The organism is Arthrobacter sp. Sr33 (assembly GCF_054511195.1).
The window spans coordinates 101,145-125,647 of the sequence record NZ_JBTNDD010000006.1 but is presented as its reverse complement, the minus strand read 5'-3'; the positions used below and the strand labels follow the sequence as shown (position 1 = coordinate 125,647).

Annotated in this window: 23 protein-coding genes and 1 tRNA gene; 3 read left to right on the top strand and 21 right to left on the bottom strand. The window is 64.4% G+C overall.

Going from position 1 to position 24,503, the window contains the following annotated elements; translation table 11 throughout:
- Nucleotides 1-50: 50 nt before the first annotated feature.
- Nucleotides 51-266: a helix-turn-helix domain-containing protein gene (locus ACX80T_RS09935; protein ID WP_459304283.1), complete on the top strand. Its 216-nt coding sequence runs from the start codon at nt 51-53 to the stop codon at nt 264-266.
- Between the two features lie 434 nt (nt 267-700).
- On the opposite strand, the gene ACX80T_RS09930 is transcribed toward ACX80T_RS09935, so the two are convergent.
- On the bottom strand, nt 701-1,849 hold the full coding sequence (locus ACX80T_RS09930; RefSeq protein ID WP_459304281.1) for a tyrosine-type recombinase/integrase: 1,149 nt from the start codon (nt 1,847-1,849) through the stop codon (nt 701-703).
- 88 nt (nt 1,850-1,937) lie between these two features.
- Nucleotides 1,938-2,019 (bottom strand) — tRNA-Leu (locus ACX80T_RS09925).
- 146 nt (nt 2,020-2,165) lie between these two features.
- Between ACX80T_RS09925 and ACX80T_RS09920 the strand changes: the two genes are divergently transcribed.
- The gene (locus ACX80T_RS09920) at nt 2,166-2,768 is read left to right on the top strand and encodes an ANTAR domain-containing response regulator (RefSeq protein WP_019482407.1); all 603 of its coding nucleotides are present in this window, start codon (nt 2,166-2,168) and stop codon (nt 2,766-2,768) included.
- A 113-nt stretch (nt 2,769-2,881) separates the two neighbouring features.
- Here ACX80T_RS09920 and pyk read toward each other — a convergent pair whose 3' ends face one another.
- The 11 genes from pyk to hisI form a co-directional block, all read right to left on the bottom strand.
- Entirely contained in the window at nt 2,882-4,375 is a 1,494-nt protein-coding gene (gene pyk, locus ACX80T_RS09915) for a pyruvate kinase (protein ID WP_024475700.1), read from the bottom strand.
- A 70-nt stretch (nt 4,376-4,445) separates the two neighbouring features.
- Nucleotides 4,446-5,903: a glutamate synthase subunit beta gene (locus tag ACX80T_RS09910; RefSeq protein WP_019482409.1), complete on the bottom strand. Its 1,458-nt coding sequence runs from the start codon at nt 5,901-5,903 to the stop codon at nt 4,446-4,448.
- The gene (gene gltB, locus ACX80T_RS09905; protein WP_024475699.1) at nt 5,896-10,605 is read right to left on the bottom strand and encodes a glutamate synthase large subunit; all 4,710 of its coding nucleotides are present in this window, start codon (nt 10,603-10,605) and stop codon (nt 5,896-5,898) included. The genes ACX80T_RS09910 and gltB overlap by 8 nt, the downstream gene beginning before the upstream one ends.
- 266 nt (nt 10,606-10,871) lie before the next feature.
- A complete protein-coding gene (gene lgt / locus ACX80T_RS09900; protein ID WP_024475698.1) occupies nt 10,872-11,930 on the bottom strand; it encodes a prolipoprotein diacylglyceryl transferase in 1,059 nt (352 codons plus the stop codon).
- A 3-nt stretch (nt 11,931-11,933) separates the two neighbouring features.
- Nucleotides 11,934-12,734: a tryptophan synthase subunit alpha gene (trpA, locus tag ACX80T_RS09895; protein ID WP_019482412.1), complete on the bottom strand. Its 801-nt coding sequence runs from the start codon at nt 12,732-12,734 to the stop codon at nt 11,934-11,936.
- Nucleotides 12,731-14,065 (bottom strand): tryptophan synthase subunit beta, encoded by a 1,335-nt coding sequence (trpB, locus tag ACX80T_RS09890; protein WP_019482413.1) that lies wholly within the window; start codon nt 14,063-14,065, stop codon nt 12,731-12,733. Before trpB ends, trpA begins: the two co-directional genes overlap by 4 nt.
- A 43-nt stretch (nt 14,066-14,108) precedes the next feature.
- The gene (gene trpC / locus ACX80T_RS09885) at nt 14,109-14,933 is read right to left on the bottom strand and encodes an indole-3-glycerol phosphate synthase TrpC (protein WP_024475697.1); all 825 of its coding nucleotides are present in this window, start codon (nt 14,931-14,933) and stop codon (nt 14,109-14,111) included.
- Nucleotides 14,934-15,182 (bottom strand): HGxxPAAW family protein, encoded by a 249-nt coding sequence (locus ACX80T_RS09880; protein WP_443110854.1) that lies wholly within the window; start codon nt 15,180-15,182, stop codon nt 14,934-14,936. It lies immediately after the preceding gene.
- A 159-nt stretch (nt 15,183-15,341) separates the two neighbouring features.
- Entirely contained in the window at nt 15,342-15,989 is a 648-nt protein-coding gene (locus ACX80T_RS09875) for a Trp biosynthesis-associated membrane protein (RefSeq protein WP_116778081.1), read from the bottom strand.
- Complete coding sequence (locus ACX80T_RS09870; protein WP_024475696.1) at nt 15,986-17,557, bottom strand: anthranilate synthase component I; 1,572 nt, start codon at nt 17,555-17,557, stop codon at nt 15,986-15,988. The genes ACX80T_RS09875 and ACX80T_RS09870 overlap by 4 nt, the downstream gene beginning before the upstream one ends.
- Nucleotides 17,558-17,573: 16 nt before the next feature.
- Nucleotides 17,574-18,005 (bottom strand): phosphoribosyl-AMP cyclohydrolase, encoded by a 432-nt coding sequence (gene hisI / locus ACX80T_RS09865; RefSeq protein WP_459304280.1) that lies wholly within the window; start codon nt 18,003-18,005, stop codon nt 17,574-17,576.
- Nucleotides 18,006-18,125: 120 nt separating this feature from the next.
- On the opposite strand from hisI, the gene ACX80T_RS09860 reads away from it, so the two are divergent.
- Nucleotides 18,126-18,773: a TIGR03085 family metal-binding protein gene (locus ACX80T_RS09860; protein WP_116778142.1), complete on the top strand. Its 648-nt coding sequence runs from the start codon at nt 18,126-18,128 to the stop codon at nt 18,771-18,773.
- Between the two features lie 26 nt (nt 18,774-18,799).
- Here ACX80T_RS09860 and hisF read toward each other — a convergent pair whose 3' ends face one another.
- The 8 genes from hisF to ribD form a co-directional block, all read right to left on the bottom strand.
- A complete protein-coding gene (hisF, locus tag ACX80T_RS09855; RefSeq protein WP_019482419.1) occupies nt 18,800-19,570 on the bottom strand; it encodes an imidazole glycerol phosphate synthase subunit HisF in 771 nt (256 codons plus the stop codon).
- 10 nt (nt 19,571-19,580) lie between these two features.
- A complete protein-coding gene (gene hisG / locus ACX80T_RS09850) occupies nt 19,581-20,423 on the bottom strand; it encodes an ATP phosphoribosyltransferase (protein ID WP_019482420.1) in 843 nt (280 codons plus the stop codon).
- Nucleotides 20,424-20,504: 81 nt separating this feature from the next.
- Nucleotides 20,505-20,768 (bottom strand): phosphoribosyl-ATP diphosphatase, encoded by a 264-nt coding sequence (locus ACX80T_RS09845; protein ID WP_019482421.1) that lies wholly within the window; start codon nt 20,766-20,768, stop codon nt 20,505-20,507.
- A gap of 63 nt (nt 20,769-20,831) precedes the next feature.
- Entirely contained in the window at nt 20,832-21,311 is a 480-nt protein-coding gene (gene ribH, locus ACX80T_RS09840) for a 6,7-dimethyl-8-ribityllumazine synthase (protein ID WP_019482422.1), read from the bottom strand.
- Between the two features lie 61 nt (nt 21,312-21,372).
- On the bottom strand, nt 21,373-22,029 hold the full coding sequence (locus ACX80T_RS09835; RefSeq protein WP_116778084.1) for a GTP cyclohydrolase II: 657 nt from the start codon (nt 22,027-22,029) through the stop codon (nt 21,373-21,375).
- Nucleotides 22,026-22,694, bottom strand: coding sequence for a 3,4-dihydroxy-2-butanone-4-phosphate synthase (gene ribB, locus ACX80T_RS09830; protein WP_116778085.1), 669 nt, complete (start codon nt 22,692-22,694; stop codon nt 22,026-22,028). The genes ACX80T_RS09835 and ribB overlap by 4 nt, the downstream gene beginning before the upstream one ends.
- Nucleotides 22,691-23,401 carry a riboflavin synthase gene (locus tag ACX80T_RS09825; protein WP_019482425.1) on the bottom strand — a complete coding sequence of 237 codons (711 nt, stop codon included), beginning with the start codon at nt 23,399-23,401 and terminating at the stop codon, nt 22,691-22,693. The genes ribB and ACX80T_RS09825 overlap by 4 nt, the downstream gene beginning before the upstream one ends.
- Nucleotides 23,386-24,498, bottom strand: coding sequence for a bifunctional diaminohydroxyphosphoribosylaminopyrimidine deaminase/5-amino-6-(5-phosphoribosylamino)uracil reductase RibD (gene ribD / locus ACX80T_RS09820; RefSeq protein WP_116778086.1), 1,113 nt, complete (start codon nt 24,496-24,498; stop codon nt 23,386-23,388). Before ribD ends, ACX80T_RS09825 begins: the two co-directional genes overlap by 16 nt.
- Between the last annotated feature and the right edge of the window lie 5 nt (nt 24,499-24,503).

Below are 24,503 nucleotides of genomic sequence, written 5' to 3'. Positions count from 1 at the left end.
TAAACTAAGAACACCACCGGCAGCAATGCCGACACACAGGAGAATCTCTAATGACCACCACGCCTGAACTCAGCGACGGGCGGGGTTCGGCCCAACAACAGTGGCTCACGCCAAAAGAGATCTGCGCTCAACTCCAGATCTCCGAACAGACGTTCTATCAGGGGCGGGTGAAACACGTCGGACTAAAAGCTCACCGGATTGGTAAGCATCTGAGGATCAGCCGCGAGGACTTTGAGTCTTGGTTGTCGGCAAGACTGGAACCGTAGAAGGCGGGCAGATCCCGACCCCGTTCGCAGGACCGACGCGCCAACCCGACTACACTCCCCATTCTGAAGAGCCCTTCACGGACCTTTCCCGGTTCTGTCATGCCGCACACAACGTTGCCGCCAATGAATTAGAACTATCGCCAGCGAGGCGCCATTTACCGTTCAGAAACCAGGAGAGGGTTCGGCGAGGAACATGAAGCTAAAATTCTTTGAACCAGCGGAGGCGGCCGCGGTCCTAAAGTGTTCAGAAGCGTGGCTCCGGGCCGGTGTGGTGAAGGGCGAGTTCCCCCACACCGTCTGGGGGAAGGGGAAAGTGGTCTTCACATCATCACACTTGAGGCAGATCGCTGAGCTGCGCGAAGTCCGTTCCGCAGGGCAGCCCCGACAACCTATCCGAGTCATCGGGACGAGGGCCCGTCAAAAGACCTCCTAGTTCAAGCAGAGCCGACTCGCCATTCGCGCCAAATGACGGCGGACCGCTCCACAGCATCAGCAGAATCTTGCAGTGCCTGAGGCATTAGGTGACCGTATACCTGCTCGGTCGTCCGGGTAGAGGCGTGGCCGAGCCGTCTCGAAACAATAAAGAGTGATACACCATCCTGTATTAGCCAAGAGGCGTGTGTATGGCGTAGATCGTGGACGCGTGGCGTCTTCTTCAACCCCTGAGACTGAGCTGCTTTCACCGCAGGCAGCCAATAATGGCGCCAGAACAGTCCATGCATAATTCTCTCGCCCTTTGGGGTCGTGAAGAGGAGTTCGCTTCCCTGGCGGCTCGCTACCAACGGTATTAGTACATCGACGAGCTGAGGATTCAACGAAACGGTCCTCTTTCCGGCGCCGGTCTTTGTAGCACCGATGTAGTACTGCGACCCGGCACCGCGCTTCCACGCCTTATTGATTCTTATGGTGGCGGGCTTTGACATGAGATCGACGTCAGCCACAGACGCTGCAGTGGCTTCACCAAAACGAGTTCCGGTCATCACCAGGAACTCGGTGAAGGCTTTGTACCGCTCCCCCATGCACTCAAGGATCAGTCCAAACTCGGAGTGAGTCAGAAACCGAGCTTCATCCTCTGCCTTCTCGCCCGTCGGTAGTTGGACTCCCCGGCAGGGATTGTCACTCCGATATCCCAACATGATGGCCGTTTCCATCGAAGCAAAGATCAGACCGTGATTGTTCCTGATCGTCTTGGGAGATCTGCCCTTTTTTTGCATCGCTTTAATCCAGTAGGTGAGGTGCCGATAATCCAGCTTGTCGACTGGTATATGTCCAATGACATTCGCGATATGTAGGTTCAACATCGTTTGGTAGGTATGTACCGTTCCTACGGACGGCCTAACGAGCAGGTCGATGTGTTCCTGAATTACAGCCGCTACAGAAGGCGCCCTCGTTTGGTTCTTTACCATTGCGTGCTGAGCGATAGCGAAGGACTGGTCGTTCGCATCGAGCAAGCGCTTCAGAGTCTCGGCTTCCGTCGAAGTAGCGAAGCTGATCGCCTCTTGTTTCCGAGTCTTGGGATTCCGCCAGCGAACCGTGAACGACTGAGATCCGTCCGACTTTCTACGCGCCCAGATGCTCGCCATGCACTCAATTTTAGGCTTCGTGTGCACAGATTACGAGATTTTGTGCACACTTACCTGCCTAATACCCCTCTGACTAGGGGAAACACTGTGCCCGAAGTGGGACTTGAACCCACACATCTTTCGATACTGCATTTTGAGTGCAGCGCGTCTGCCAATTCCGCCATTCGGGCCAACATGCGCCCTGACTGATATGAAATGACCTACTCAAGTCTTCGTCAGTGCGCGAAACTACTCTACATGCCGATAGGCTGTTTTAGTGAACCGGCAAGGCACTGCCCTGCCGGGCAAATCTGATTGATTGAACAAGGAGCCTCCTGTGTCTGAATCCAACGAGTCGACCGTCTCGGGTGTTGCGCGGCGCGTGATTGTTGCCGAAGATGAAACTCTCATCCGTCTGGACATCGTGGAGATCCTCCGTGGCGAAGGATACGACGTCGTCGCCGAAGCTGACAACGGCGAAAAGGCCGTCCAACTGGCCAAGGAGCACAAGCCCGATCTGGTGCTGATGGACGTGAAGATGCCTGTCATGGATGGCATCACTGCAGCCGAACAGATCGTCAAGGCGCGCATCGCGCCCGTCGTTCTCCTGACCGCCTTCAGCCAAAAGGAATTGGTTGAGCGGGCACGCGACGCCGGTGCCATGGCCTACGTGGTCAAGCCGTTCACGCCAGCCGATCTGATCCCGGCCATCGAGATTGCCCTCTCCCGCCACGAAGAGATCAAGGCACTGGAAAATGAGGTCTCGGACCTGCAGGAACAGTTTGCCACCCGCAAGCTCGTGGAGCGCGCCAAGAGCCTACTCACCACCAAGATGGGCCTCACCGAGCCCGAGGCTTTCCGCTGGATCCAGAAGACCTCGATGGACCGTCGCCTCAGTATGCGCGAGGTCGCCGAAACCATCATCAACCAGGTCAACTAAACACCTAGCAGCGCCCCCGGCAGCACAAAGCTGCGTAGACACAAAAAACCGGCTGCCGCAGCACGTATCTGTGCCGCGGCAGCCGGTTTGTGCCTGCTGACTTACCTACAAGCCTATTTGAGCTTGTTCTTGACCGGCCACGGACCGACCTTCTCCTTGTTCGGAGTGTAACCGTTAGGGAGCTGTCCGGCGTCCGCAATGTCGCCGACCTTATGCACCTTGATGGAGTTGGTCGAGCCTGCCTGCCCCGGAGGCGACCCGGCAGCAATGACCACCAGGTCATCCGGCTCCACGAGACCCTGCTCCAACAGCACCCGATCCACCTGGGCGGTCATCTGGTCGGTGTGCTCAACGAACTCCACGAGCATCGGCTGGATACCCCAGATCATCGCCATCGAGTTCAGCGTTGACTGAACCGGGGTGAAAGCGAATACCGGCTTGGTAGGCCGCAGGCGCGACAAGCGACGTGCCGAGTCACCCGATTGGGTAAAGGTACAGATGTACTTCGCGTCCAGCTGGTCGGCGATCTCCACCGCCGCACGGGTAATCGCACCGCCACGGGTTTTGGGCTTGCTACCCAGTGGAGGTACCCGGTCCAGACCGTGCTTCTCGGTCGACTCGATGATGTTCGCCATCGTCTGGACGGTCTCCATGGGGTACTTGCCCACACTGGTTTCGCCCGAGAGCATGACGGCGTCGGCTCCGTCGAGTACTGCGTTGGCACAGTCAGACGCCTCAGCGCGCGTGGGCCGCGGGTTGTCAATCATTGACTCGAGCACCTGGGTCGCCACGATTACCGGTTTGGCCCAACGACGGGCGAGCTCGATGGCCCGCTTCTGCACAATCGGTACCTCTTCGAGGGGCAGCTCCACGCCCAAATCGCCGCGCGCCACCATGATGGCGTCAAACGCGTCGATGATCTCCTCGATAGCGTCCACCGCCTGGGGCTTTTCGATCTTCGCAATGACCGGAACCCGGCGTCCCTCTTCGTCCATAATTTCGTGAACGCGGACGACGTCGGACGCGTTCCGCACGAATGACAGTGCCACCATGTCGACGCCACGCTGGATGGCCCACCGCAGGTCGGCCTCATCCTTGTCGCTCATCGCAGGCACACTCACCGCGACACCGGGAAGGTTGATGCCCTTGTTGTTTGATACAGCGCCGCCGACGGTGACGACAGCAACAACCTTCGTGCCGTCGACCTGAGTTGCGCGCATGGCAACCTTGCCGTCGTCGATGAGCAGGGTGTCGCCCACATTGACGTCGTTGGGCAGGCCGAGGTGGGTAGTGGAGCAAATGTCCTGCGTGCCCTCGACGTCCTCGGTGGTGATGGTGAAGGTGTCGCCGGGAGCGAGTACATGCGGGCCATCAACAAATCGACCAAGGCGGATCTTCGGCCCCTGGAGGTCGGCGAAGATCGCCACCGGACGGCCCAGCTCTTCCGAAGCCTGCCGCACATACTCGTAGGTCTGGTTATGCACCGTGTGATCGCCGTGGCTCATGTTCATCCGGGCAACGTCAACACCGGCTTTCAACACCGCCACCGTGTTCTCATAGCTCGCGATTGCGGGGCCGAATGTTGCAACAATTTTTGCGCGTCTCATGAAACCTAGCCTAGTCGTCTTGTAGTAGATGATGTTGGGTGCGCGGCGGCCTGCTCGCGACTTCGTGCACTCAGAGCACTGCCATGGCTCGGTCGGTGGGAGCCACCGGTGCCGGCAGTTTGGTCTTCCCCATCAGCCACTGATCCACTGCCGCGGCGCAAGCGCGCCCCTCCGCGATGGCCCAGACGATCAATGACTGTCCGCGGCCGGCATCGCCTGCCGCGAAGATCCCGGGAGTGTTGGTCATGTAGTAACCGTCCCGGCCAATATTGCCGTGTTCGTCGAACTCGGCCTGCACCTGCTCGGTGATACCGGCCGGTTCGGGTCCGGTGAATCCGAGTGACAGGAACACCAGGTCCGCCGGGATGTTTCGTTCGGTGCCAGCCTTCGGCACCCGGCGTCCCTCCACGAACTCCGTCTCGGCAACGCGAATAGCCGTCAGCTTGCCGTTCTCGCCGACAAATTCGACGGTGGACGCGAGGTAGGTCCGCTCGCCACCTTCTTCATGCGCGCTGGCAACCTCGAACAGGGTCGGGAACGTTGGCCACGGCTGGTGCGCGGCGCGGTCCGCCGGAGGCTGTTGACCGATTGCCAGCGTCGTCACCGATGCTGCGCGCTGACGGTGCGCGGTACCCAGGCAATCCGCACCGGTGTCACCGCCACCGAGGATGACCACGTGCTTGCCTTCGGCGTCGATCTGCTGTTCGACGACGCCGCCGGCGCTCACCCGATTGGCCTGCACCAGGTAGTCCATCGCGAAGTGGACGCCCTCAAGTTCCCGGCCAGGGATGGGCAGGTCACGCGGGATGGTGGCACCGGTGGCCACCACGACGGCGTCGTAGCGGCGCCGCAGCTGGTCCCAACTGATGTCCCGGCCCACCTCGACACCGGTCCTGAACCGGGTGCCCTCGGCGCGCATCTGCTCAAGGCGCCGTTCCAGATGGTGCTTTTCCATTTTGAAGTCGGGGATCCCGTAGCGCAGGAGCCCACCGATCTTGTCGTCACGCTCGTAGACCGCGACCGTGTGACCGGTCCGGGTCAGCTGCTGCGCCACGGCAAGGCCGGCCGGGCCTGAGCCGACGACGGCGATGGTCCGGTCGGTGAGCCGCTCCGGTGGGTGTGCCTCGACCCAGCCCTCGGCGAAGGCCTCATCGATGATTGACACCTCCACCTGCTTGATCGTCACAGGCGGCTGGTTGATTCCGAGCACGCAGGACGCCTCACACGGGGCCGGACACAGCCGGCCGGTGAACTCGGGGAAGTTGTTGGTGGCGTGCAGCCGCTCAATCGCTTCCCTGCCTTTGTCACGGTACGTGAGGTCATTCCATTCCGGGATCAGGTTGCCCAGCGGGCAGCCCTGGTGGCAGAACGGGATACCGCAGTCCATGCACCGTCCGGCCTGGGCTTTGAGGACACCCTTTTCCTGCGCCTCATAAACCTCTTTCCAGTCCATAATCCGCACTGGCACAGGCCTGCGGGGTTGGGTCTGGCGTTCGCGTACCTTCATGAATCCGCGTGGATCACCCACCGGTTACCTCCAAGATTCGGGTCCAAGCTTCTTCACCGTCGGGATCGAGCCCATCTTCGATGGCCGCCGCCCGCGCGTCAAGGACCGCTGCGTAGTCACGCGGCAGCACCTTGGTCAGTCGGGCGATCGTGTCATCGAAATTCTCCAGCAGGTGCGTTGCGAGGTTCGATTCGGTCTCTTCCACATGCTTGATCATCAGCTGACGCACTATTTCGATATCCTCGGCGTCGAGATCAACGAGTTGAAGTTCGCCGTTCTCAAGGCTCTGGATGTTCATGCGCCGCCGGTTCAGGTCCAGCACGTAGGCGGTACCACCGGACATCCCCGCCCCGAAGTTGCGGCCGGTCCGACCGAGGATCAGGGTCTGCCCGCCGGTCATGTACTCGCACCCGTGGTCGCCGATTCCTTCGACAACCGCCGTGGCACCCGAGTTGCGCACCAGGAAGCGCTCCCCTACCTGCCCTCTGAGGAAGATTTCGCCGCTGGTTGCCCCGTAGCCGATCACGTTGCCGGCGATCACGTTGCGGTCGGCTGCGAACACGTTGGAGCGGTCGGGCCGAACAATCACCCGGCCGCCGGAGAGGCCCTTACCCACGTAGTCATTCGAGTCGCCGAACAACCGCAGCGTGATCCCCGCTGGCAGGAATGCTCCCAGCGATTGGCCGGCCTGCCCGGTGAGCGTCACGTCGATGGTGTCGGTGGCCAGCGTCTCGATACCGAACCGTCGGGTCACCTCGTGTCCCAGCATGGTGCCCACCGACCGGTCGGTGTTGACCACGTCAACCGAGATCTTCACCGGCGCACGGTTCTCCAGTGCGTCCGCGCTCATCTCGATGAGCTTCCGGTCGAAGTGCTGATCCAGCTCGTGGTTCTGGGTGGTCATATTGCGCATCGGAGCGTCGTCGCCGAACTCGTTGCCGCGCAGGATCGGATCCAGATCCAGCCCATCGGCTTTCCAATGGTTGATGGCCTTGCGGGCATCGAGTGATTCGCTGTGGCCGATCGCCTCTTCAATGCTCCTGTAGCCCAGGCTGGCGAGGATTTCCCTGACCTCCTCGGCGAGGAACTCGAAGAAGTTGACCACAAACTCCGGCTTGCCGGTGAACCGGGACCGCAGTTCGGGGTTCTGGGTGGCTACGCCCACAGGACACGTGTCCAGGTGGCAGACGCGCATCATGATGCAGCCGGAGACAACCAGCGGGGCGGTGGCGAAACCGAACTCCTCGCCCCCCAACAGGGCTGCGATGACGACGTCGCGCCCGGTCTTCAGCTGACCGTCCACCTGGACCACCACGCGGTCGCGGAGCCCGTTGAGCATCAGGGTCTGCTGCGTTTCCGCGAGGCCCAACTCCCACGGAACCCCGGCGTGCTTGAGGGAGTTCAGTGGGCTGGCACCGGTGCCGCCGTCGTGCCCGGAGATGAGGACGACGTCGGCCTTGGCCTTGGTCACGCCCGCCGCGACGGTGCCGATCCCCACTTCGGAGACCAGCTTGACGTGCACCCGGGCCGATGGATTGGACCGCTTGAGGTCGTAGATCAGCTGGGCAAGATCCTCGATCGAGTAGATGTCGTGGTGCGGCGGTGGCGAAATCAACGCCACCCCCGGGGTTGAGTGCCGGGTCCGGGCTACCCAGGGGTAGACCTTCTGGCTCATCAGCTGACCGCCCTCGCCGGGCTTGGCACCCTGCGCCATTTTGATCTGGATGTCCTGGGCGTTGGTCAGGTAGAGGCTGGTGACACCGAACCGGCCCGAGGCAACCTGCTTGATGGCAGAACGACGCTCCGGATCGAGCAACCGGTCAACATCTTCGCCGCCTTCACCGGTGTTGGACTTGCCGCCCAACCGGTTCATGGCGATGGCCAGCGTCTCGTGGGCTTCCTGGGAGATGGACCCGTAGCTCATGGCACCGGTGGAGAATCGTTTGACGATGCAGGAGACCGGTTCCACCTCGTCGATGGAGATCGGTTCGCGCACCCCCTCCTTGAACTGGAGGAGCCCACGCAGGGTCATCAGTTCCTTGGACTGGTCATCGACGCCGCGGGTGTACGCCTTGAAGATGTCGTAGCGCCGCTCCCGGGTGGCATGCTGCAGCCGGAACACTGTTTCGGGATTGAACAGATGCGGTGGGCCGTCGCGGCGCCACTGGTATTCGCCGCCATTGTCCAGGCTCTGGTGCGGATCGTCGATGCCATCCTCGGGGTACGCGCTGGCATGCCGGGCAGCCGTTTCGGCCGCCAGCACGTCCAGGCCGACGCCGCCGAGTTGCGTCTGGGTGCCGTGGAAGTATTCGTCGACCAGTTCCTGACCGAGGCCCAGCGCTTCGAACGTCTGCGCGCCGCAGTAGGAACCCACGGTGGAGATGCCCATCTTGGACATGATCTTCAGGACGCCCTTGCCGAGCCCCTTGATCAGGTTCGCGACGGCCTGCTCGGCGGTGACACCGGTGACGTCACCGTTGCGAACCAGCTCCTCACAGCTCTCCATCGCCAGGTAAGGGTTGATCGCTGAAGACCCGTAGCCGATCAGCGCTGCTACGTGATGTACTTCGCGCACATCGCCGGCTTCGACCACGAGGGAGGTCTTGGTCCGGTTTGCGCTCTTCAGGAGGTGATGGTGGACAGCGCTGGTGAGCAGCAGCGACGGGATCGGCGCCCACTGCGCGTTCGAGTCACGGTCCGAGAGCACCACGTACTGGATGCCCCGGTTGATGGCGCTGGAGACCTGCTCACAGATCTCGGTGAGCCGCGCCCGCAGGGAGGCTTCCCCGCCGTCGGGCCGGTACAGGCCGCGCACCTTCATGGCGATGCGTTCGCCGTCGTCGTTGGAGAGATTGGCGATCTTCGCCAGCTCGTCGTTGTTGATGACCGGGAAGCTGAGCCCCACCTGGCGGGAGTGCACCTGTTTGGTGGAGAGCAGGTTGCCGTTCGGGCCGATGGAGGCCCGCAGTGAGGTCACCAGTTCCTCACGGATGGAGTCCAGCGGCGGGTTCGTGACCTGAGCGAAGGACTGCACAAAGTAGTCGAAGAGCAGCCGGGGGCGCTTGGACAGCACTGCCACCGGGGTGTCGGATCCCATCGCGCCCAGCGGTTCCGCGCCGGCCTTCGCCATCGGGCCGATCAGGATGCGTAGTTCTTCCTGCGTATAGCCGAAGGTGCGCTGGCGCCGGTTGATGGACGCCTTGGTGTGCAGGACGTGCTCCCGTTCGGGGAGGTCCTTCAGGTGCAGCAGGTTGTCTTTGACCCATTCACCCCAGGGGTTGGCGGAGGCGATTTCGGCCTTGATCTCCTGGTCCTCGATGACGCGGCCTTCCTCGGTGTCAACGAGGAACATCTTGCCCGGGGACACCCTGCCCTTGTGCACCACCTTGGACGGTTCGATGTCGATGACACCCACCTCTGAGGCGAGCACCACCAACCCGTCCTCCATCACCCAGTAGCGGGCGGGGCGTAGTCCGTTGCGGTCCAGGACCGCGCCGACGAGAGTGCCGTCTGTGAAGGACACTGCGGCTGGGCCGTCCCACGGCTCCATCAGCATCGAGTGGTACTGGTAGAACGCACGGCGGGCCGGATCCATGGTGGAGTGGTTTTCCCACGCCTCCGGGATCATCATCATGATGGCGTGGGTGATGGGCCGGCCGGAGAGCATCAGCAGTTCGGCGACCTCATCGAACGACGCCGAATCCGACGCCCCGGGCGTGCAGATGGGGAACAGCTCTTCCGGATCATCGCCGAGCAGGCTGTGGGAGAGCTGCGACTGGCGGGCGCGCATCCAGTTCCGGTTGCCCTTGACCGTGTTGATCTCGCCGTTGTGGGCGATGGTCCTGAACGGCTGGGCCAGCGGCCAGGACGGGAAGGTGTTGGTGGAGAACCGGGAGTGGACAATGCCCAGCTTGGTCTTGAACCGCGGGTCGGACAGGTCGGGGTAGAACGGTTCCAACTGCGCGGTGGTCAGCATGCCCTTGTAGACCATGGTCTTCGAGGACAGCGAGGGGAAGTAGACGCCGAGCTTGTTCTGGGCGCGCTTACGGACCCGGAACGCCAGGGCATCAATATCGACGGCGTCTGCAGTGTCACCGGCTGGTGACAGGAAGAGCTGCACAAAATGGGGCATGCAGGCGCGGGCCATGGCGCCGACCAGATCGGCCTGGATCGGCACGTCCCGCCAGCCGAGGACGGTGAGTCCCTCGGACTCGGCAATCGCTTCCAGCCCGGCACGGGCGGTTTCTTCCTCACGGCCTGCGGCGGGGAGGAAAGCGGTCCCGACGGCGTACTGCCCGGCGGGTGGGAGGTCGAAGTCGACGACGGCCCTGAAGAACTCGTCGGGCACCTGGGTGAGGAGGCCTGCGCCGTCGCCCGTTCCCTCGTCGGCGCCTACCGCACCCCGGTGTTCCAGGTTGCGGAGCGCGGTCAACGCATGGTCGACGATGTCGTGGCCGGGTTCGCCGCGGAGGGTAGCGATCACGGCAAGGCCGCAGGCGTCCTTCTCGTTCTCCGGGTTATACAGACCCTTGGCCTCGGGGATGTTGGCGAACCTCTCGAAGGGAGATTCGACGCCAGGGCTGGTGACGTCGGGGCCGGTTGCCTCCGGGGCAACCTCGTCGACGATTGACGGGTGCTGCTGGTGCTCGGCCGATACATTTGCCGCCGAGTTCTCAGCTGTGGAGTTGCCGGCTGCGGAGTTGCCGGAAATGGGAGCATTCATAGGTAGAGTCCTTCCCCCAGAATGGAGCGTCGGGAGGGGACGGCCTTGGCCCCAGGTCTGCAGCTTCGTGAGCTGCGCACTACACGAACTTATTCAAGATTCTATGGCTTGGCTGACGTTTTCCGGAGGTTTCTGGGACAACGATTGCAGAACAAACGGGCACTGGTGTGCCCGACCATAACCGGCACTCCGCCCGAGGGGTGGTCTGCGGCGCGCCGGGGCCACGTCTCTGTGGCGGTGTCCATGGTGGGCGGTGGCCCTGGACGCTAGGGGCGGGAATCGTTCTCCCTTGGCGTGTCAGGAGTGACTTCCGTCTCGGGAAGGTTTTCCTTGCTGCCGTTTGTTTCGACGAGATTACCACGGGTAGTGGAATTCGTTTCCTCTGTGTCCGCATGGTGGGAGTGGATCCCACCGTCGGCGTCTGTTTCGTCGGTGACCGCTGGTTCCCGCCCGGGAAGGTACAGCGACTGGGTGCCGGTGCTTTTACGCTTGACCCCAAGATAGATCAGGACAGCGATCGCGCCGATCAGGACCAGGATGCTGGTCCACACATTGAGGCGCTGGGTGACACCGAAGAAGGTGACCAGCTCGGCGTCGTCAATCCTGAGGGCCTCGATCCAGACCCGACCGGCGGTGTAGTAGGCGGCGTAGGCCCAGAACATCATGCCACCGCGAAGGCCGAAGCGCTTGTCAAGAAGCAGCAGGAGGGCGACGCCGGCGAGATTCCACAGCATTTCGTACAGGAAGGTGGGGTGGAACAGCGTGTCGGCTGCCATGCCGTCCGGGAAGTTGGCGTTCTCGGGGTCGATTTCCAGGCCCCAGGGCAGCGTGGTGGGCGCGCCGAAGAGCTCCTGGTTGAACCAGTTCCCCAACCGTCCGACCGCCTGCGCCAGCAGGATTCCCGGTGCGGCGGCGTCCGCGAACGCACTGAGCCGGACCCCCGACCTGCGGCATCCGATCCAGGCACCGACGGCGCCCAGGGCGATGGCGCCCCAGATGCCCAGCCCGCCCTCCCAGATCCGTGGGATGCGGGAGAGGTCACCATCCGGTCCGAAGTAGGCGTCCGGTGAGGAGAACACGTGATAAAGCCGTCCACCAAGGATGCCGAAGGGGATGGCCCAGATGGCCACGTCCCAGATGACGTCAGGGTTCCCGCCATACCGCTTCCAGCGGGAAACGGTCAGCATCAGTGCCAGAACAATACCGGCCAGGATGCATAGGGCGTAGGTGTAGAGCGTCAGCGGCCCAAGGCTGAAGGATGCCCACTCGGCTGGCGGGCTCGGAATACTGAGGGGAAGCGCCCCGATGGTGCTCACGATACCCATGGGTTAGCTCTTTCCCGTTCCGCTACTGAGATCCTTGGTCAATTCCGAGAGTGCCTCGACGCCACCGTCGCGCAGGGCAGCAACGAGGGCGGTGCCCACGATCACCCCGTCCGCATAGGCGGCGATTTCCTTGACCTGTGCGGCCGTTGATACTCCCAGGCCCACGCAGGCGCGTTCGGCACCCGCGCCGTGGGCGGCGTCGACGACGGCGCGCGCCGCCGAGCTGACTGCGGTCCGTGCGCCGGTGATGCCCATGATCGACACGGCGTAGACGAACCCGCGGCTCGCCTTGACCGTGCGCTCCATGCGTTCGGGACTGGTTGAGGGTGCCACGAGGAAGATCCGGTCCAGGCCGAACTCGTCGGAGGCTGCAATCCACGCTCCGGCCTCATCAGGGATGAGGTCGGGGGTGATCAGTCCCGCCCCACCGGCTTCGTGCAGGCGCCGGGCAAATTCGCGGACACCCAGCTGCATCACTGGGTTCCAGTAGGTCATGACCAGCACGGCCGCGTCAGTCTGGGAGGTGATGCCCTCGACAATGTCGAAGATCCGCTCGACGGTGAACCCGTTCTTGAGGGCCTGCACTGTCGCGTCCTGGATGACCTGGCCGTCCATGACGGGGTCGGAGTAGGGGATGCCGATCTCGATCAGGTCCACGCCGTTGTTGGCCATTGCCAGCGCCGCATCAATGGTGGTCTGGACGTCGGGGAAGCCCGCAGGCAGGTAGCCGATCAGGGCCGCGCGTCCGGCGTCGCGTGCCCGGTCGATCGCTGCGGCGGCTTTGCTCGTGGTCTGGGTGGTCACAACTGTTCTCCGTCTTTCCCGATTTCGGCTTCGGCGCTGTCATCTGGTAGCAGGTCGAAGTATTCGGCAGCGGTAGCCACGTCCTTGTCACCCCGGCCTGAAAGGTTGATCAGCACAATCTTCTCGGACGGATCCCCGCCCTCCGCGGCAAGCCGCTGGCCCACCTTGATGGCACCCGCCAGAGCGTGGGCCGTCTCGATGGCTGGGATGATTCCTTCGCTGCGGCACAGCACGCGGAAAGCGTCCATGGCCTCGGCGTCGGTGATCGGTTCGTAGCTGACCCGGCCAATGTCGGCGAGGTACGCGTGCTCGGGGCCCACCCCAGGGTAATCGAGTCCGGCTGAGATGGAGTGGGACTCGATGGTCTGGCCGTCGTCGTCCTGCATCAGGTAGGAGCGGGCGCCGTGCAGCACTCCCGGGCGTCCGAGGGTGATGGTCGCGGCGTGCCGGCCGGTTTCGACGCCCTCACCGCCGGCCTCGAAGCCGTACAGGGCCACCCCTGGGTCGTCCAGGAACCCGTGGAACATGCCGATGGCGTTGGACCCGCCCCCGATGCAGGCGCAGACGGCGTCGGGCAGCTTGCCGGTTTCCGCCAGCATCTGCTCTCGGGCTTCTTCACCGATGACTTCGTGGAAGAACCTCACCATTGATGGGAACGGGTGCGCTCCGGCAGCGGTGCCGAGGAGGTAATGGGTGGTGTCGACGTTGGCCACCCAGTCGCGCAACGCCTCGTTAATAGCGTCCTTGAGCGTCTGGGACCCGCTGGTCACAGGGATCACCGTGGCGCCAAGCAGCTCCATCCGGGCAACGTTCAGCGCCTGACGGCGGCAGTCTTCGGCACCCATGTAGACGACGCACTCGAGACCCATCAAAGCCGCCGCGGTGGCGCTGGCCACGCCGTGCTGACCGGCACCTGTTTCGGCGATGACCCGGGTTTTACCCATCCGCTTGGCGAGGAGAGCCTGACCCAGCACGTTGTTGATCTTGTGGGATCCGGTGTGGTTGAGGTCTTCACGCTTGAGGAAGATCCGGACTCCCCCGGCATACTCGGCGAAGCGCTTGGCCTCGGTGAGCAGCGACGGCCGGCCGGCATAGGTGCGATTCAGTTCGGCCACCTGGGCGGTGAACTCGGGATCGGCCTTCGCCTTGTCAAAGGTGTCGGTCAGCTCATCCAGGGCAGCGATCAGGGACTCGGGCATCCATCGGCCGCCGTACTCACCGAAGTACGGTCCTGGGGCGTGGCGGAGGCTTGCCGTCGGATCGAGGAACGCGTCGGCGGTATCGGTGGTGACCCCGGTGGATGCGTTGGCTGCCTGTGGCGAATCGGTCATGAGCTTGCCTGTCCTGTTGTGGTGGTGTGCTGCGTACCGGTGGTTAGGCGGTCGGCTGGTCCTGGTCGGCCAGTCGGGCGCTGCGGCCGGCGTCGAGGAACGCGGCGATGGTGTCTTCGGGGTTGTCGTGGCGAACCAGCGCCTCGCCAACCAAGATGGCGTCTGCCCCATCCGAGGCGAACCGGTCGACGTCGGCCACGTCCCGCACGCCAGACTCGGCGACGATCAGTGTGCCCGCCGGGATTCCTCCGGCCAGTGGCCCGAAGACTGACCGGTCAATGTCAAGCGTCTTGAGGTTGCGCACGTTGATCCCGATGATCTTGGCCCCCACCGCAACGGCCCGTTCAACCTCGACGTCCGTATGGGTTTCGACCAGCGCGTTCATCCCCAGCTCGTGGGTGAGCGCGAGGAAGCGTGCAAGTTCCTCGTCAGTGAGGGCCGCGACGATCAGCAGGATCAGGTCGGCTCCGTGGGCACGAGCCTCCCAGATTTGGTACTCGTCAACGGTGAAGTCCTTGCGCAACAGGGGGAGGTCGACGGCGGCGCGCACCGAGTCGAGATCCGCGAGGGACCCCCCAAAACGGCGTTGTTCGGTGAGGACGCTGACGACGGCGGCCCCGCCGGTTTCGTAGCGGACCGCCAGTCCTGCCGGGTCCGCAATGTCCGCCAGCGCACCCTTCGAGGGGCTGCGCCGTTTCACCTCCGCGATCAGGGTGATCCCCGAGCCGTCACCGCTCAGGGCCGCGTAGGCGTCCCGGGGTGCCGGGGCGGCCGCGGCGTCGTCGCGCAGGTGCTCTAGCGGACGCGCCGCAACCCGCGGCGCGAGGTCCTCACGGACGCCCGCAATGATGTCGTCGAGAACGCTCACCTAGTCGTCTTTGCCCTTCAGCTTCGAACCGCCGACGCCGTAGCCTGCACGCTTCATGACGAAACCGGCAGCGAGACCGATCACCATGACTGCAATGCCAATCCAAAACAGGACCGTGCCGGCGTCGAAGTTTCCTTCAGTGCTGGCGAAAACATAGGCGAACGACGAGACGGCGGCGCCTGCCAACATGATCAGGACGCAGGTCCATGCGGCGGGGCTATTGCCATGCCCGATGGTCTCGTCATGCATCGAGGCGTGGCTCTGCTTGGAGTTCTCCGGGTGCTCTGTCGAAGCGGTCCGGGTGGATGCGTTAGCTGTGGCGTCTTTGGCCATGGTGACTCTCCTTGAAACTGGTCTACTGTCCATTCTGCCATTAGTTCAGGGCGACCGCGGTCTGCCCTCACCCGTTTAGCTGGTGGGATCTTTTCCCTTGGTCAGCTGGTCCCAGCTGTCGATCTCGTCCGAGTGGGCGGTCGTCTTCCGGGCTGGCGAATCAGCGTCGGCTACTTTCTCGTACCGCATGGAGCGGTTCCAGCTGCGGCCGGCGAGGAGCATCCAGACGGCGGCGCCGATCAGGCCCAGCCCGGCGAATGCCGCCAACCACGGGAAAAGGGTCAGCACGAGTCCGGCGTCGCTGTCGGTGCTGACGCCGATTGCTTCCCCAATGGCGGGGGCCGCCGCACCGGTGGGATCCGCCACCACGAGCAGGCTGTTCCAGACAATGCCGACACCGGCGATAAACAGGATCGCCACCACCAGAATCCGGGCGACGCGGCCGGCGATGGAAACGGCCAGCGCTGCGGCCAGGGCGACAAGCGCGAATGCGGTGACTGCGGTGGCCGCGTCGCTGCCGGGGATCTGCAGGTCAGGGGTCTGGACGGCGTCCTGCGGCAGGATCACCGTCAGCCAGGTCTGGGTGGTGCTGGCGAAGGCGATAAGCGAAAAGAGCACCGTGGCAAGAATTACGGTGCCCTTGCGCTGCCAGCCCCGCGGGGCTGCCGGCGTGCTGCCATGGTTCGGGCCGGTGGTGTGGGGTGTTCCTGAACTGGTGCTCATGCGGGGGGCACCTCCTGAAGGTCAGTTGCGGAGACAGTCCTGAGGCTTGAGGCGATCAGGGCGGCCCGCAGCGGGGCTGCCGCCTTGTTGACCGTCTCCTGCGCCTCGTCCTCGAGAACCGAGTCGGCAACGATTCCGCCGCCGGCTTGCACATAGGCGCGGCCCTCACGGAGCAGTGCGGACCGGATGGCGATCGCCAGGTCCATGTCGCCAGCGAAGTCGAGGTAGCCCACCACCCCTCCGTAGATGCCCCGGCGGTGGGGCTCAACCTCGTCGATCAGACGCAGCGCCCGGGGTTTGGGCGCACCCGAGAGCGTTCCGGCGGGGAAGGTGGCGGCGAGGACGTCGTAGGCGGTTTTGCTGGGTGCCAGTGATCCGACGACGGTCGACACCAGGTGCATGATGTGACTGAACCGTTCCACCTCCATGAACTGGGTGACGTCCACTGACCCGGGGACACAGACCTTGGAGATGTCGTTGCGTGCCAAGTCCACCAGCATCAGGTGTTCGGCGCGTTCCTTTTCGTCCGCCAAGAGTTCATCGGCCAGGGCGCGGTCCTCCTCGAGGGTCTGGCCGCGCGGACGGGATCCCGCGATGGGGTGGGTGATGACATCGTTGCCGGTGACTGTGACCAGTGCCTCCGGGGAGGATCCGACAATCGAGTATTCCCTGCCATCGGCGTCAGCCAGGCTGAACAGATACATGTAGGGGCTGGGATTGGTGTTGCGCAGCACCCGGTAGACATCGAGGGGTGATGCCTGGCAGTCAAGTTCGAAGCGGCGTGAAATGACCACCTGGAAGACGTCGCCGTCGACAATGGCCCGCTTGCCCCGCTCGATTGCGGCGAGATACTTGGGCTTGTCCCATCGCTCGTCGACCCGGGACAACAGCTCGGCGGTGTCCACCGACCCGTCCTGCAATACCGAAACCGGCTGTTCGGCAGCTTCACCCAGCTTGGTGAGCATTGCACGGATCCGCCGGACGGCGTCGTGCCATGCCTCGTCCACCCGGTCGCTGGTTCCGTCGAAGTTGATTGCATTGGCTACCAGGGTGAGGGCGCCCTCCGAGTTGTCGTGCACCGCCATGTCGGTCACCAGGCACATGGCTAGCTCGGGGAGGAAAAGGTCGTCCTCGGGAGGGCTGGTCAGCCGCTCCCAGTGCCGGACCGATTCCCAGCCGATAAACCCCACCAGCCCCGAGGTGAACGGCGGCAGGTTGTCGAACCGCCGGGTACGCAATGCCTCGATGGTCTGGCGGAGGGCTTCAACCGGGCTACCTGAGGTGGGAACACCCGCGGGCGGCTCCCCCAGCCAGTGTGCCTCCCCGTCAAGACTGGTCAGCGTCGCCCGGGAGTGGGCGCCGATGAAGGAGTACCTCGACCACACGCCCCCAACAGCTGCCGATTCCATCAGGAACGTCCCGGGCTCGCCGTTGGCAAGCTTGCGGTAGATGGCAATCGGGGTGTGGGCGTCCGCCAGCACCTTCAGATGCACGGGTACTACCCGACGCTCTTTGGCGAGCTCGCGGAACTCGGCAAGGCTGGGGCTGATGACTCCAAGTTCCTGCATGAATGTGTGTGCTCTTTCAGCTGGCGGTGGGAAAGTTTTGGGGGGAACTGCCCGAGCCGACGACGACGTCGAGGTCCCGGCCATCGAAACAGGTCCGGGTGCCGGTGTGGCAGGCGGCGCCGACCTGGTCGACCCTGATGAGGAGGGCGTCGCCGTCGCAGTCTATGGCCGCGGACTGGACCCACTGGATGTGCCCGGAGGTGTCGCCCTTGCGCCAGTAGGTGTTGCGGGACCGGGAAAAGAAGGTGACCCGCCCCGTGGTGAGGGTGCGATGGACCGCTTCGTTGTCCATCCAGCCGAGCATCAGCACTTCGCCCGAATCATACTGTTGGATCACTGCGGCGACCAGCCCGGCGGGGTCGCGCTTGAGGGCCGCGGCGATCCCCGGATCGAGGGTCTTCCCCTTGGAAGAATCAGGCGTTGGCGTGGTGTTGGTGTGTGTTGGCATCGTCGTCAATTCTATCGCGCCGGTTGGCGGCCAGGAGACGGTGGCTGGATGCCCATTGGAACGTCTAATCCGGCGGTGCTTCGTGCCAAAAAGCAGCGGATCGTGCTAGTTTCAGCAGTGATGCAATATGTAGAACCTTCCCGCGAAGTTTTGGCCGAAACGCTTCTCGCAGCAGGGCCCCATTCGCCCACGTTGTGTGCTGGCTGGCAGACCAAAGAGTTGGCAGCCCACTTATATCTGCGGGAACACCGACCTGCTGTCGGCCTTGCCATGGTCATCAAGCCCCTGGCCGCCGTATCCGAGAAATCAGTGCGAAAGATGTCCGCCAAAGCCGAGTCGGCTGCCGGGTATCAGAAGCTGGTCGCGGATTTCCGTGCCGGGCACCCTTTTTACTCGCCCATGAAGCGCTCAAAGTCGCTTGATGCCAGCGCCAACCTGATCGAATACTTTGTGCATACCGAGGATGTCCGCCGCGCGCGGAGCCGGTGGGCGCCCCGTGCCCTCGATGAGGATTACTCAGACGCCCTCTGGGACGAACTCATCAAACGTGCTGCCATCCTGTACCGGGGCGTGGATCTGGGTATCGTGCTGGTTCGGTCCGATGGTTTACGCCATGTGGCCAAGCGCGCACCGGTATCGGTCGCCATCAAGGGCGATCCCGGGGAGCTGCTCATGCACGCCCATGGTCGCACCCGCCACGCCCTCGTGACGTTCGAGGGACAGCCCGACGCCGTCGCGCTGCTCGATAGCGCCGAAGTAGGGCTCTGAACCCTCCCTCTGGCGAAACCCTCCCTCTAGCGGACCGGGAAGCCCGCGTCGCTGATGGCTTTCTTCACCTGGGCAATGGCGTCCAGGGGCCCGAAGTGGAACACCGACGCCGCGAGCACCGCATCGGCCCCGGCCTGCACTGCTGGCGGGAAGTGCTCAGGCAAGCCGGCCCCACCGGAGGCGATCAGCGGAACCTTGACGGCGGCACGCACCGCGCGGATCATCTCCAGGTCGAACCCGGCTTTGGTGCCGTCGGCGTCGATCGAGTTGAGCAGAATCTCGCCCACCCCACGGTCGGCTGCTTCCCTGGCCCACTGCACGGCGTCGATCCCGGTGCCCTGACGGCCCCCATGCGTGGTCACTTCGAAGCCCGACGGCGTCCCGCCACCAGGCACGCGCCGCGCGTCGAGCGAGAGCACCAGAACCTGCGACCCGAAGTGGCTGGAGATTTCGTCGATAACGTCCGGCCGGCTGACAGCTGCCGTGTTGATCGATGCCTTGTCGGCCCCGAACCGCAGCAGCTTGTCGACGTCCGCAATCCCGCGGACTCCCCCGCCGACTGTCAGCGGGATGAAGACTTCCTCCGCGGTGCGGGCGACGACGTCGAACGTGGTGTCCCGGTTGCCCGAGGACGCGGTAACGTCCAGGAAGGTCAGTTCGTCGGCGCCGGCGCGGTCGTACCGGTGAGCGAGCTCCACCGGGTCACCGGCGTCACGCAGATCGGCGAAGTTGATGCCCTTGACAACGCGACCGGCGTCGACGTCGAGGCACGGAATGACGCGAATGGCTACACCCATGGCTGCCTCCCTAGACCCTGCAGGCGTGGATGGTGCTAACGAGGATGGCGCGGGCGCCGAGCTCGTACAGCTCGTCCATGATGCGGTTGGTCTGGTTGCGCAGCACCATTGACCGGACGGCTACCCAGTCCGAGTCGCGAAGCGGCGACACGGTCGGCGACTCAAGGCCGGGTGTGAGGGCTGCCGCTGCGTCGACCAGGTCCTTGCGGATGTCGTAATCCATCAGCACGTACTGCCGTGCCACCAGGACACCCTGCAGCCGCCGGATCAGCACGTCCAGCCCAGCCGGGGTGTCCCCGCTGCGCCCAATCAGTACGGCTTCGCTACGCAGGATCGGGTCGCCGAAGATTTCCATCCCAGCGGCCTTGAGCGTGTTGCCGGTTTCGACGACGTCGGCGATGGCGTCGGCGACACCGAGGCGCACCGAGGATTCGACGGCGCCGTCGAGCCGTACCACCGTGGCGTTGACGCCATGGTCGGCGAGATAACGGCGCAGCAGTCCGTCATAGCTGGTGGCGAGCCGCTTGCCGTCGAGCTGCCCGACGTCGGTGAAGTCGCCCACCGGGCCGGCGAACCGGAAGGTCGAGGCACCGAAGCCGAGCGTCAGACGCTCTTCGGCGTCGACGTCGGCATCAAGGAACAGATCGCGGCCGGTGATCCCGACGTCGAGCGTCCCGGAACCCACGTAAACCGCGATGTCGCGGGGACGGAGGAAGAAAAATTCGACGCCGTTGTCCGGGTCTTCAAGGACCAGTTCACGGGTGTCGCGGCGCTGGCGGTAACCAGCCTCCGCGAGCATGGCGGAAGCGGATTCGGACAGGGCGCCCTTGTTGGGGACTGCTACACGAAGCATAGGGGTTCTTTCGCTGAAGTTTTCGAGGAGGTTCTGCTGGTTACTCACAGCTGGGCACTCACAGCTGTGGTGGGACGGTGGCTATAGATGCTTGTACACGTCGTCCAGGGTCAGACCCTTGGCGATCATCAGGACCTGTAGGTGGTAGAGCAGCTGGGAGATTTCCTCGGCGGCTGCCTCATCCGACTCGTATTCGGCGGCCATCCACACCTCGGCGGCTTCCTCAACCACCTTCTTGCCGATGCCATGAACACCGGAATCGAGTTCGGCGATGGTGCGCGACCCGTCCGGACGTGCTACGGCCTTGGCGCTAAGTTCAGCAAAGAGTGTTTCGAAGCTTTTCACAACGCCAACGTTACTGGGTTGGCGGCGTTGAGCCTCATTCGGCAAGGTCCGTGTGACAAAGCTCTACCCCTGCCAGGGATCGAGCACTGCTGCGGTGGTCAGCGCGGCAGCGACCGATTCGTAGCCCTTGTCCTCGCTGGACCCGGGCAGCCCCGCCCGGTCCAGCCCCTGCTCCTCGGTGTCGCAGGTCAGGACGCCGAACCCAACGGGCTTTCCGGTCCGGACGCTGACATCGGTGAGACCTGAGGTGGCGGCCTGGCAGACATAGTCGAAGTGCGGGGTGCCGCCGCGGATGACGACGCCCAGCGCCACCACCGCGTCAAAGTGCGGTGCCAACCGGGCGGCGGCAACGGGCAACTCGAAGCTGCCCGGGACGCGGACCACGGTGGGCTGGATTCCGGCATCCGTGGCGGCCCGGAGCGCGCCGGCAAGCAATCCGTCCATAATCTCCGTGTGCCAGCTGGCGGCGACGACGACGAGGCGAAGCTGCCCCTGTCCGGACAGGTGGCTGAGGTCGATGGTTGGTGCGCCGTGGCCGCTCATGAGGGTCTCTTTTCGGTGGGTTGAGGCTGGTGGGGCTGGTGGGTCTGGTGATCGGGGTCGGTCAGCTCTGCTGGATCCCGTGGTCTTCCAGCAGGGTCAGCTGGTGGTTCAGCCGGTCCCGTTTGGTCTGCAGGTACCGCTGGTTCTCGGCGCGCGCGGGCACCTCCGAGGGAACCATCGCGGTGACGTCGATGCCGTGCAGGACGAGTTTGTCCCGCTTTTCGGGGTTGTTGCTGAGCAGCCGGATGGAGCGCAGACCAAGCTGGCCCAGGATTGCCGCGGCGGCCTGGTAGTCCCGCGAGTCGACCGGCAGCCCGAGCTGTTCGTTGGCTTCGACAGTGTCCGCCCCGGTGTCCTGCAGGGCGTAGGCGCGCATTTTGTTGGCCAGGCCAATTCCCCTGCCCTCCTGGCCGCGCAGATACAGCACCGTGCCGCCCTGCTCGGCGATCAGTTGGAGGGCCTGCTCAAGCTGTTCGCCGCAATCGCAGCGATACGAGGAGAAGACGTCCCCGGTCAGGCACTCCGAGTGCATCCGCACCAGGGGTGCCTCCCCTTCGGGGGCGGAGTCGCTGCTTGCCCCGGGTGGGTTGGCCCCGGCGGAGGACAGGCTCAGGTGTTCAACCCCGGTCACCCCGTCGGTCCAGGCCTGGGTGGTGAACTGACCGAAGGCCGTGGGAAGGGCAACCTCCGGCCCGCCGGTGACGCTGGTGGTGTTCATCGGAGGCCCTTCTCGTCTCTGGTGGGGTCACTGAGGTGGTTCAGCAGGTCTTTGATGGAGATCAGGGGCACACCGTGGCTGTCGGCGAAGTCCCTGAGGGCGGGTAGCCGCATCATGTGACCCTCGTCGTGGACCACCTCAGCGATGACCGCCGCGGGTTCCAGGCCGGCGAGGGCGCACAACTCCAGCCCCGCCTCGGTGTGGCCTGGACGTTCACCGACGCCGCCCGGGGCACCGCGCAACGGGAACATGTGGCCGGGCCGGGTGAGGTCGGCCGCCGTCGTCGTCGGATCGGCGAGGAGGCGTGCGGTGACCGCCCGGTCGGCGGCGCTGATCCCGGTGGAAATGCCCACCGCCGCGTCACAGGACACGGTGTAGGCGGTGCCCTTGGCGTCCTCGTTGACGGCTGTCATGGGCGGCAGCAGCAGCCGGTCCGCGGCGGCGCCGGAAATCGGAACGCACAGCACGCCCGAGGTGTACCTGACGGTCCAGCCCACCAGCGCGGGGGTGGCGAACTGGGCGGCGAAGATGATGTCGCCTTCGTTTTCGCGCCGCTCATCGTCGACGACGACGACGGCCCGACCGGCTGCCATCGCCGCCACCGCCGCTGGTACCGAGTCCAGGCGGACGGCTTGGCCCTGGAGCGCCGTGTGGTGGGCGATCATGGCTGCGGCCCCGCGACCGCCGGAGGGACCGACGGTTTCAGAATTGCCGGTTTCTGGATCGGGATGGTCTGGGTGTTCGGCGTCTGCCAGGCGGGCACCATGAAGCTCATGAGCCGCTCAGCGTATTTGGCCATCACATCCATTTCCAGGTTCACTGAATCCCCGACCTGTTTCAGTCCCAGACTGGTTTCCTGCAGGGTGGTGGGAATCAGCCCGACCTCAAACCAGGGGTCGGGAGCGGACACGGCGGACACGGCGCTGACCGTAAGTGAGACGCCGTCGACGGTGATAGACCCCTTTTCGGCCGCGTAGCGGGCCAGTCGGGTTGGTAGCCCGAAGCGCAGACGGTGCCAGGCGCCCTGGTTTTCTCGCTCAAGCAGGGTACCGATCCCATCGACGTGGCCCTGCACCACATGGCCATCCAGCCTCCCACTCGCGGGGACGCAACGCTCAAGGTTCACGGTGCTGCCGGCGGCCAGCGACCCGGTGGTGGTTCGCAGCAGGGTCTCCCCCATCACATCGACGGCGATCCGGCCGCCCTCAACACTGGTTGCGGTCAGGCAAACCCCGTTGACGGCGATTGAACCGCCCAGGCCCAGGTCCTCGCCGGTGGTTGGCGCGTCGAAGACCAGGATGGCGCTGGTCTGGTCCGCCGAGACGTCAAGTGAGACAACGCTGCCCTTTTCGGCGACTATTCCTGTGAACATGTACTGGGTCCTTTGCTGCTGGTCTGATGAGAAGCTGCTGGGTCGGCGGGTGCCGGGCTGAGGTGGAAGCGGACGTCGTTTCCGCACTGGGTGATCGCCGCGCCCCCATGCGGGTCGAGCATCCAGCTGCTGGCGTCCCCCAGTGAAGAGATCCCCAGGGCCTGGACCGCTGGCGTGCCGGCACCCAGGAACATCGGCGCCTGGTAGACGATGAGTTCATCGACCAGGCCAGCGGTCAGAAACGCGGTGGCTATGGTGGGTCCGCCCTCGATCATCAGGTGGCCAACGCCGTCGTCGTACAGCTGACGCGCTGCCTCCCCCGGGTCGCGGGTGGTGAGGTGGACGAAGCGCCCCCTGCGGATTGCCGCACCCGCAGGGATGGGGCGACGTCCCATGGCGACCCGGAGGGGCTGCCTTTCCGCGTCGGTCCCGTCGGGGTTGCGGGCAGAGAGTCGAGGATTGTCGGCCAGTACGGTACCAGTGCCCACCAGGACCGCATCGGCGCGCTGCCTGATGGAGTGGCCGTCGCTGCGGGACTCGGTGCCGGTGATCCACTGGCTGGTGCCGTCTACCGCGGCAACCTTACCGTCGAGGGTCTGGGCGATTTTGAGGGTGATGAAGGGGCGGCGGGAGCTGGTGGCTTCCCGCCACCGGTGGTTCAGCTGGTGCGACTCATCGGCCAGCAACCCGCCAACCGCCTCGACGCCGTGGGCGGTGAGCCAGCCAGCGCCACCAGCGGCAGGGCCGTGGACGTCGTCGGCGGCGTAGACCACGCGGGTGATCCCTGCCGTCGCGATGGCTTCGGTGCAGGGGCCCGTACGTCCGGCATGGTTGCAGGGTTCAAGGGTGCAGATCAGCGTGCACCCGGTCAGGTCCGCCCGCTGCGTCAGGGCGTTGGTGAGGGCATCGACTTCGGCGTGCGGAGTGCCCGCCCCCCGGTGGTAGCCGGAGCCGATCACCGTGCCGCGCTCGTCGAGTACCACTGCTCCCACCAGTGGGTTGGCGCCACGCACACCGCACCCGGCCAGTCCGATGGCGGATCGCATCGCGTCGCATTCAGCGGCGGAGAAGACAGGGGTCAGGGAGGTCGTGTCCACGGCGT

Bases quoted from the DNA above. Each gene is read 5' to 3' on its own strand.
- ACX80T_RS09935 (WP_459304283.1), top strand. From the start codon at position 51: ATGACCACCACGCCTGAACTCAGCGACGGGCGGGGTTCGGCCCAACAA.
- ACX80T_RS09930 (WP_459304281.1), bottom strand. From the start codon at position 1,849: ATGGCGAGCATCTGGGCGCGTAGAAAGTCGGACGGATCTCAGTCGTTC.
- pyk (WP_024475700.1), bottom strand. From the start codon at position 4,375: ATGAGACGCGCAAAAATTGTTGCAACATTCGGCCCCGCAATCGCGAGC.
- gltB (WP_024475699.1), bottom strand. From the start codon at position 10,605: ATGAATGCTCCCATTTCCGGCAACTCCGCAGCCGGCAACTCCACAGCT.
- lgt (WP_024475698.1), bottom strand. From the start codon at position 11,930: ATGGGTATCGTGAGCACCATCGGGGCGCTTCCCCTCAGTATTCCGAGC.
- trpB (WP_019482413.1), bottom strand. From the start codon at position 14,065: ATGACCGATTCGCCACAGGCAGCCAACGCATCCACCGGGGTCACCACC.
- ACX80T_RS09880 (WP_443110854.1), bottom strand. From the start codon at position 15,182: ATGCATGACGAGACCATCGGGCATGGCAATAGCCCCGCCGCATGGACC.
- ACX80T_RS09875 (WP_116778081.1), bottom strand. From the start codon at position 15,989: ATGAGCACCAGTTCAGGAACACCCCACACCACCGGCCCGAACCATGGC.
- ACX80T_RS09870 (WP_024475696.1), bottom strand. From the start codon at position 17,557: ATGCAGGAACTTGGAGTCATCAGCCCCAGCCTTGCCGAGTTCCGCGAG.
- hisI (WP_459304280.1), bottom strand. From the start codon at position 18,005: ATGCCAACACACACCAACACCACGCCAACGCCTGATTCTTCCAAGGGG.
- ACX80T_RS09860 (WP_116778142.1), top strand. From the start codon at position 18,126: ATGCAATATGTAGAACCTTCCCGCGAAGTTTTGGCCGAAACGCTTCTC.
- hisF (WP_019482419.1), bottom strand. From the start codon at position 19,570: ATGGGTGTAGCCATTCGCGTCATTCCGTGCCTCGACGTCGACGCCGGT.
- hisG (WP_019482420.1), bottom strand. From the start codon at position 20,423: ATGCTTCGTGTAGCAGTCCCCAACAAGGGCGCCCTGTCCGAATCCGCT.
- ribH (WP_019482422.1), bottom strand. From the start codon at position 21,311: ATGAGCGGCCACGGCGCACCAACCATCGACCTCAGCCACCTGTCCGGA.
- ACX80T_RS09835 (WP_116778084.1), bottom strand. From the start codon at position 22,029: ATGAACACCACCAGCGTCACCGGCGGGCCGGAGGTTGCCCTTCCCACG.
- ribB (WP_116778085.1), bottom strand. From the start codon at position 22,694: ATGATCGCCCACCACACGGCGCTCCAGGGCCAAGCCGTCCGCCTGGAC.
- ACX80T_RS09825 (WP_019482425.1), bottom strand. From the start codon at position 23,401: ATGTTCACAGGAATAGTCGCCGAAAAGGGCAGCGTTGTCTCACTTGAC.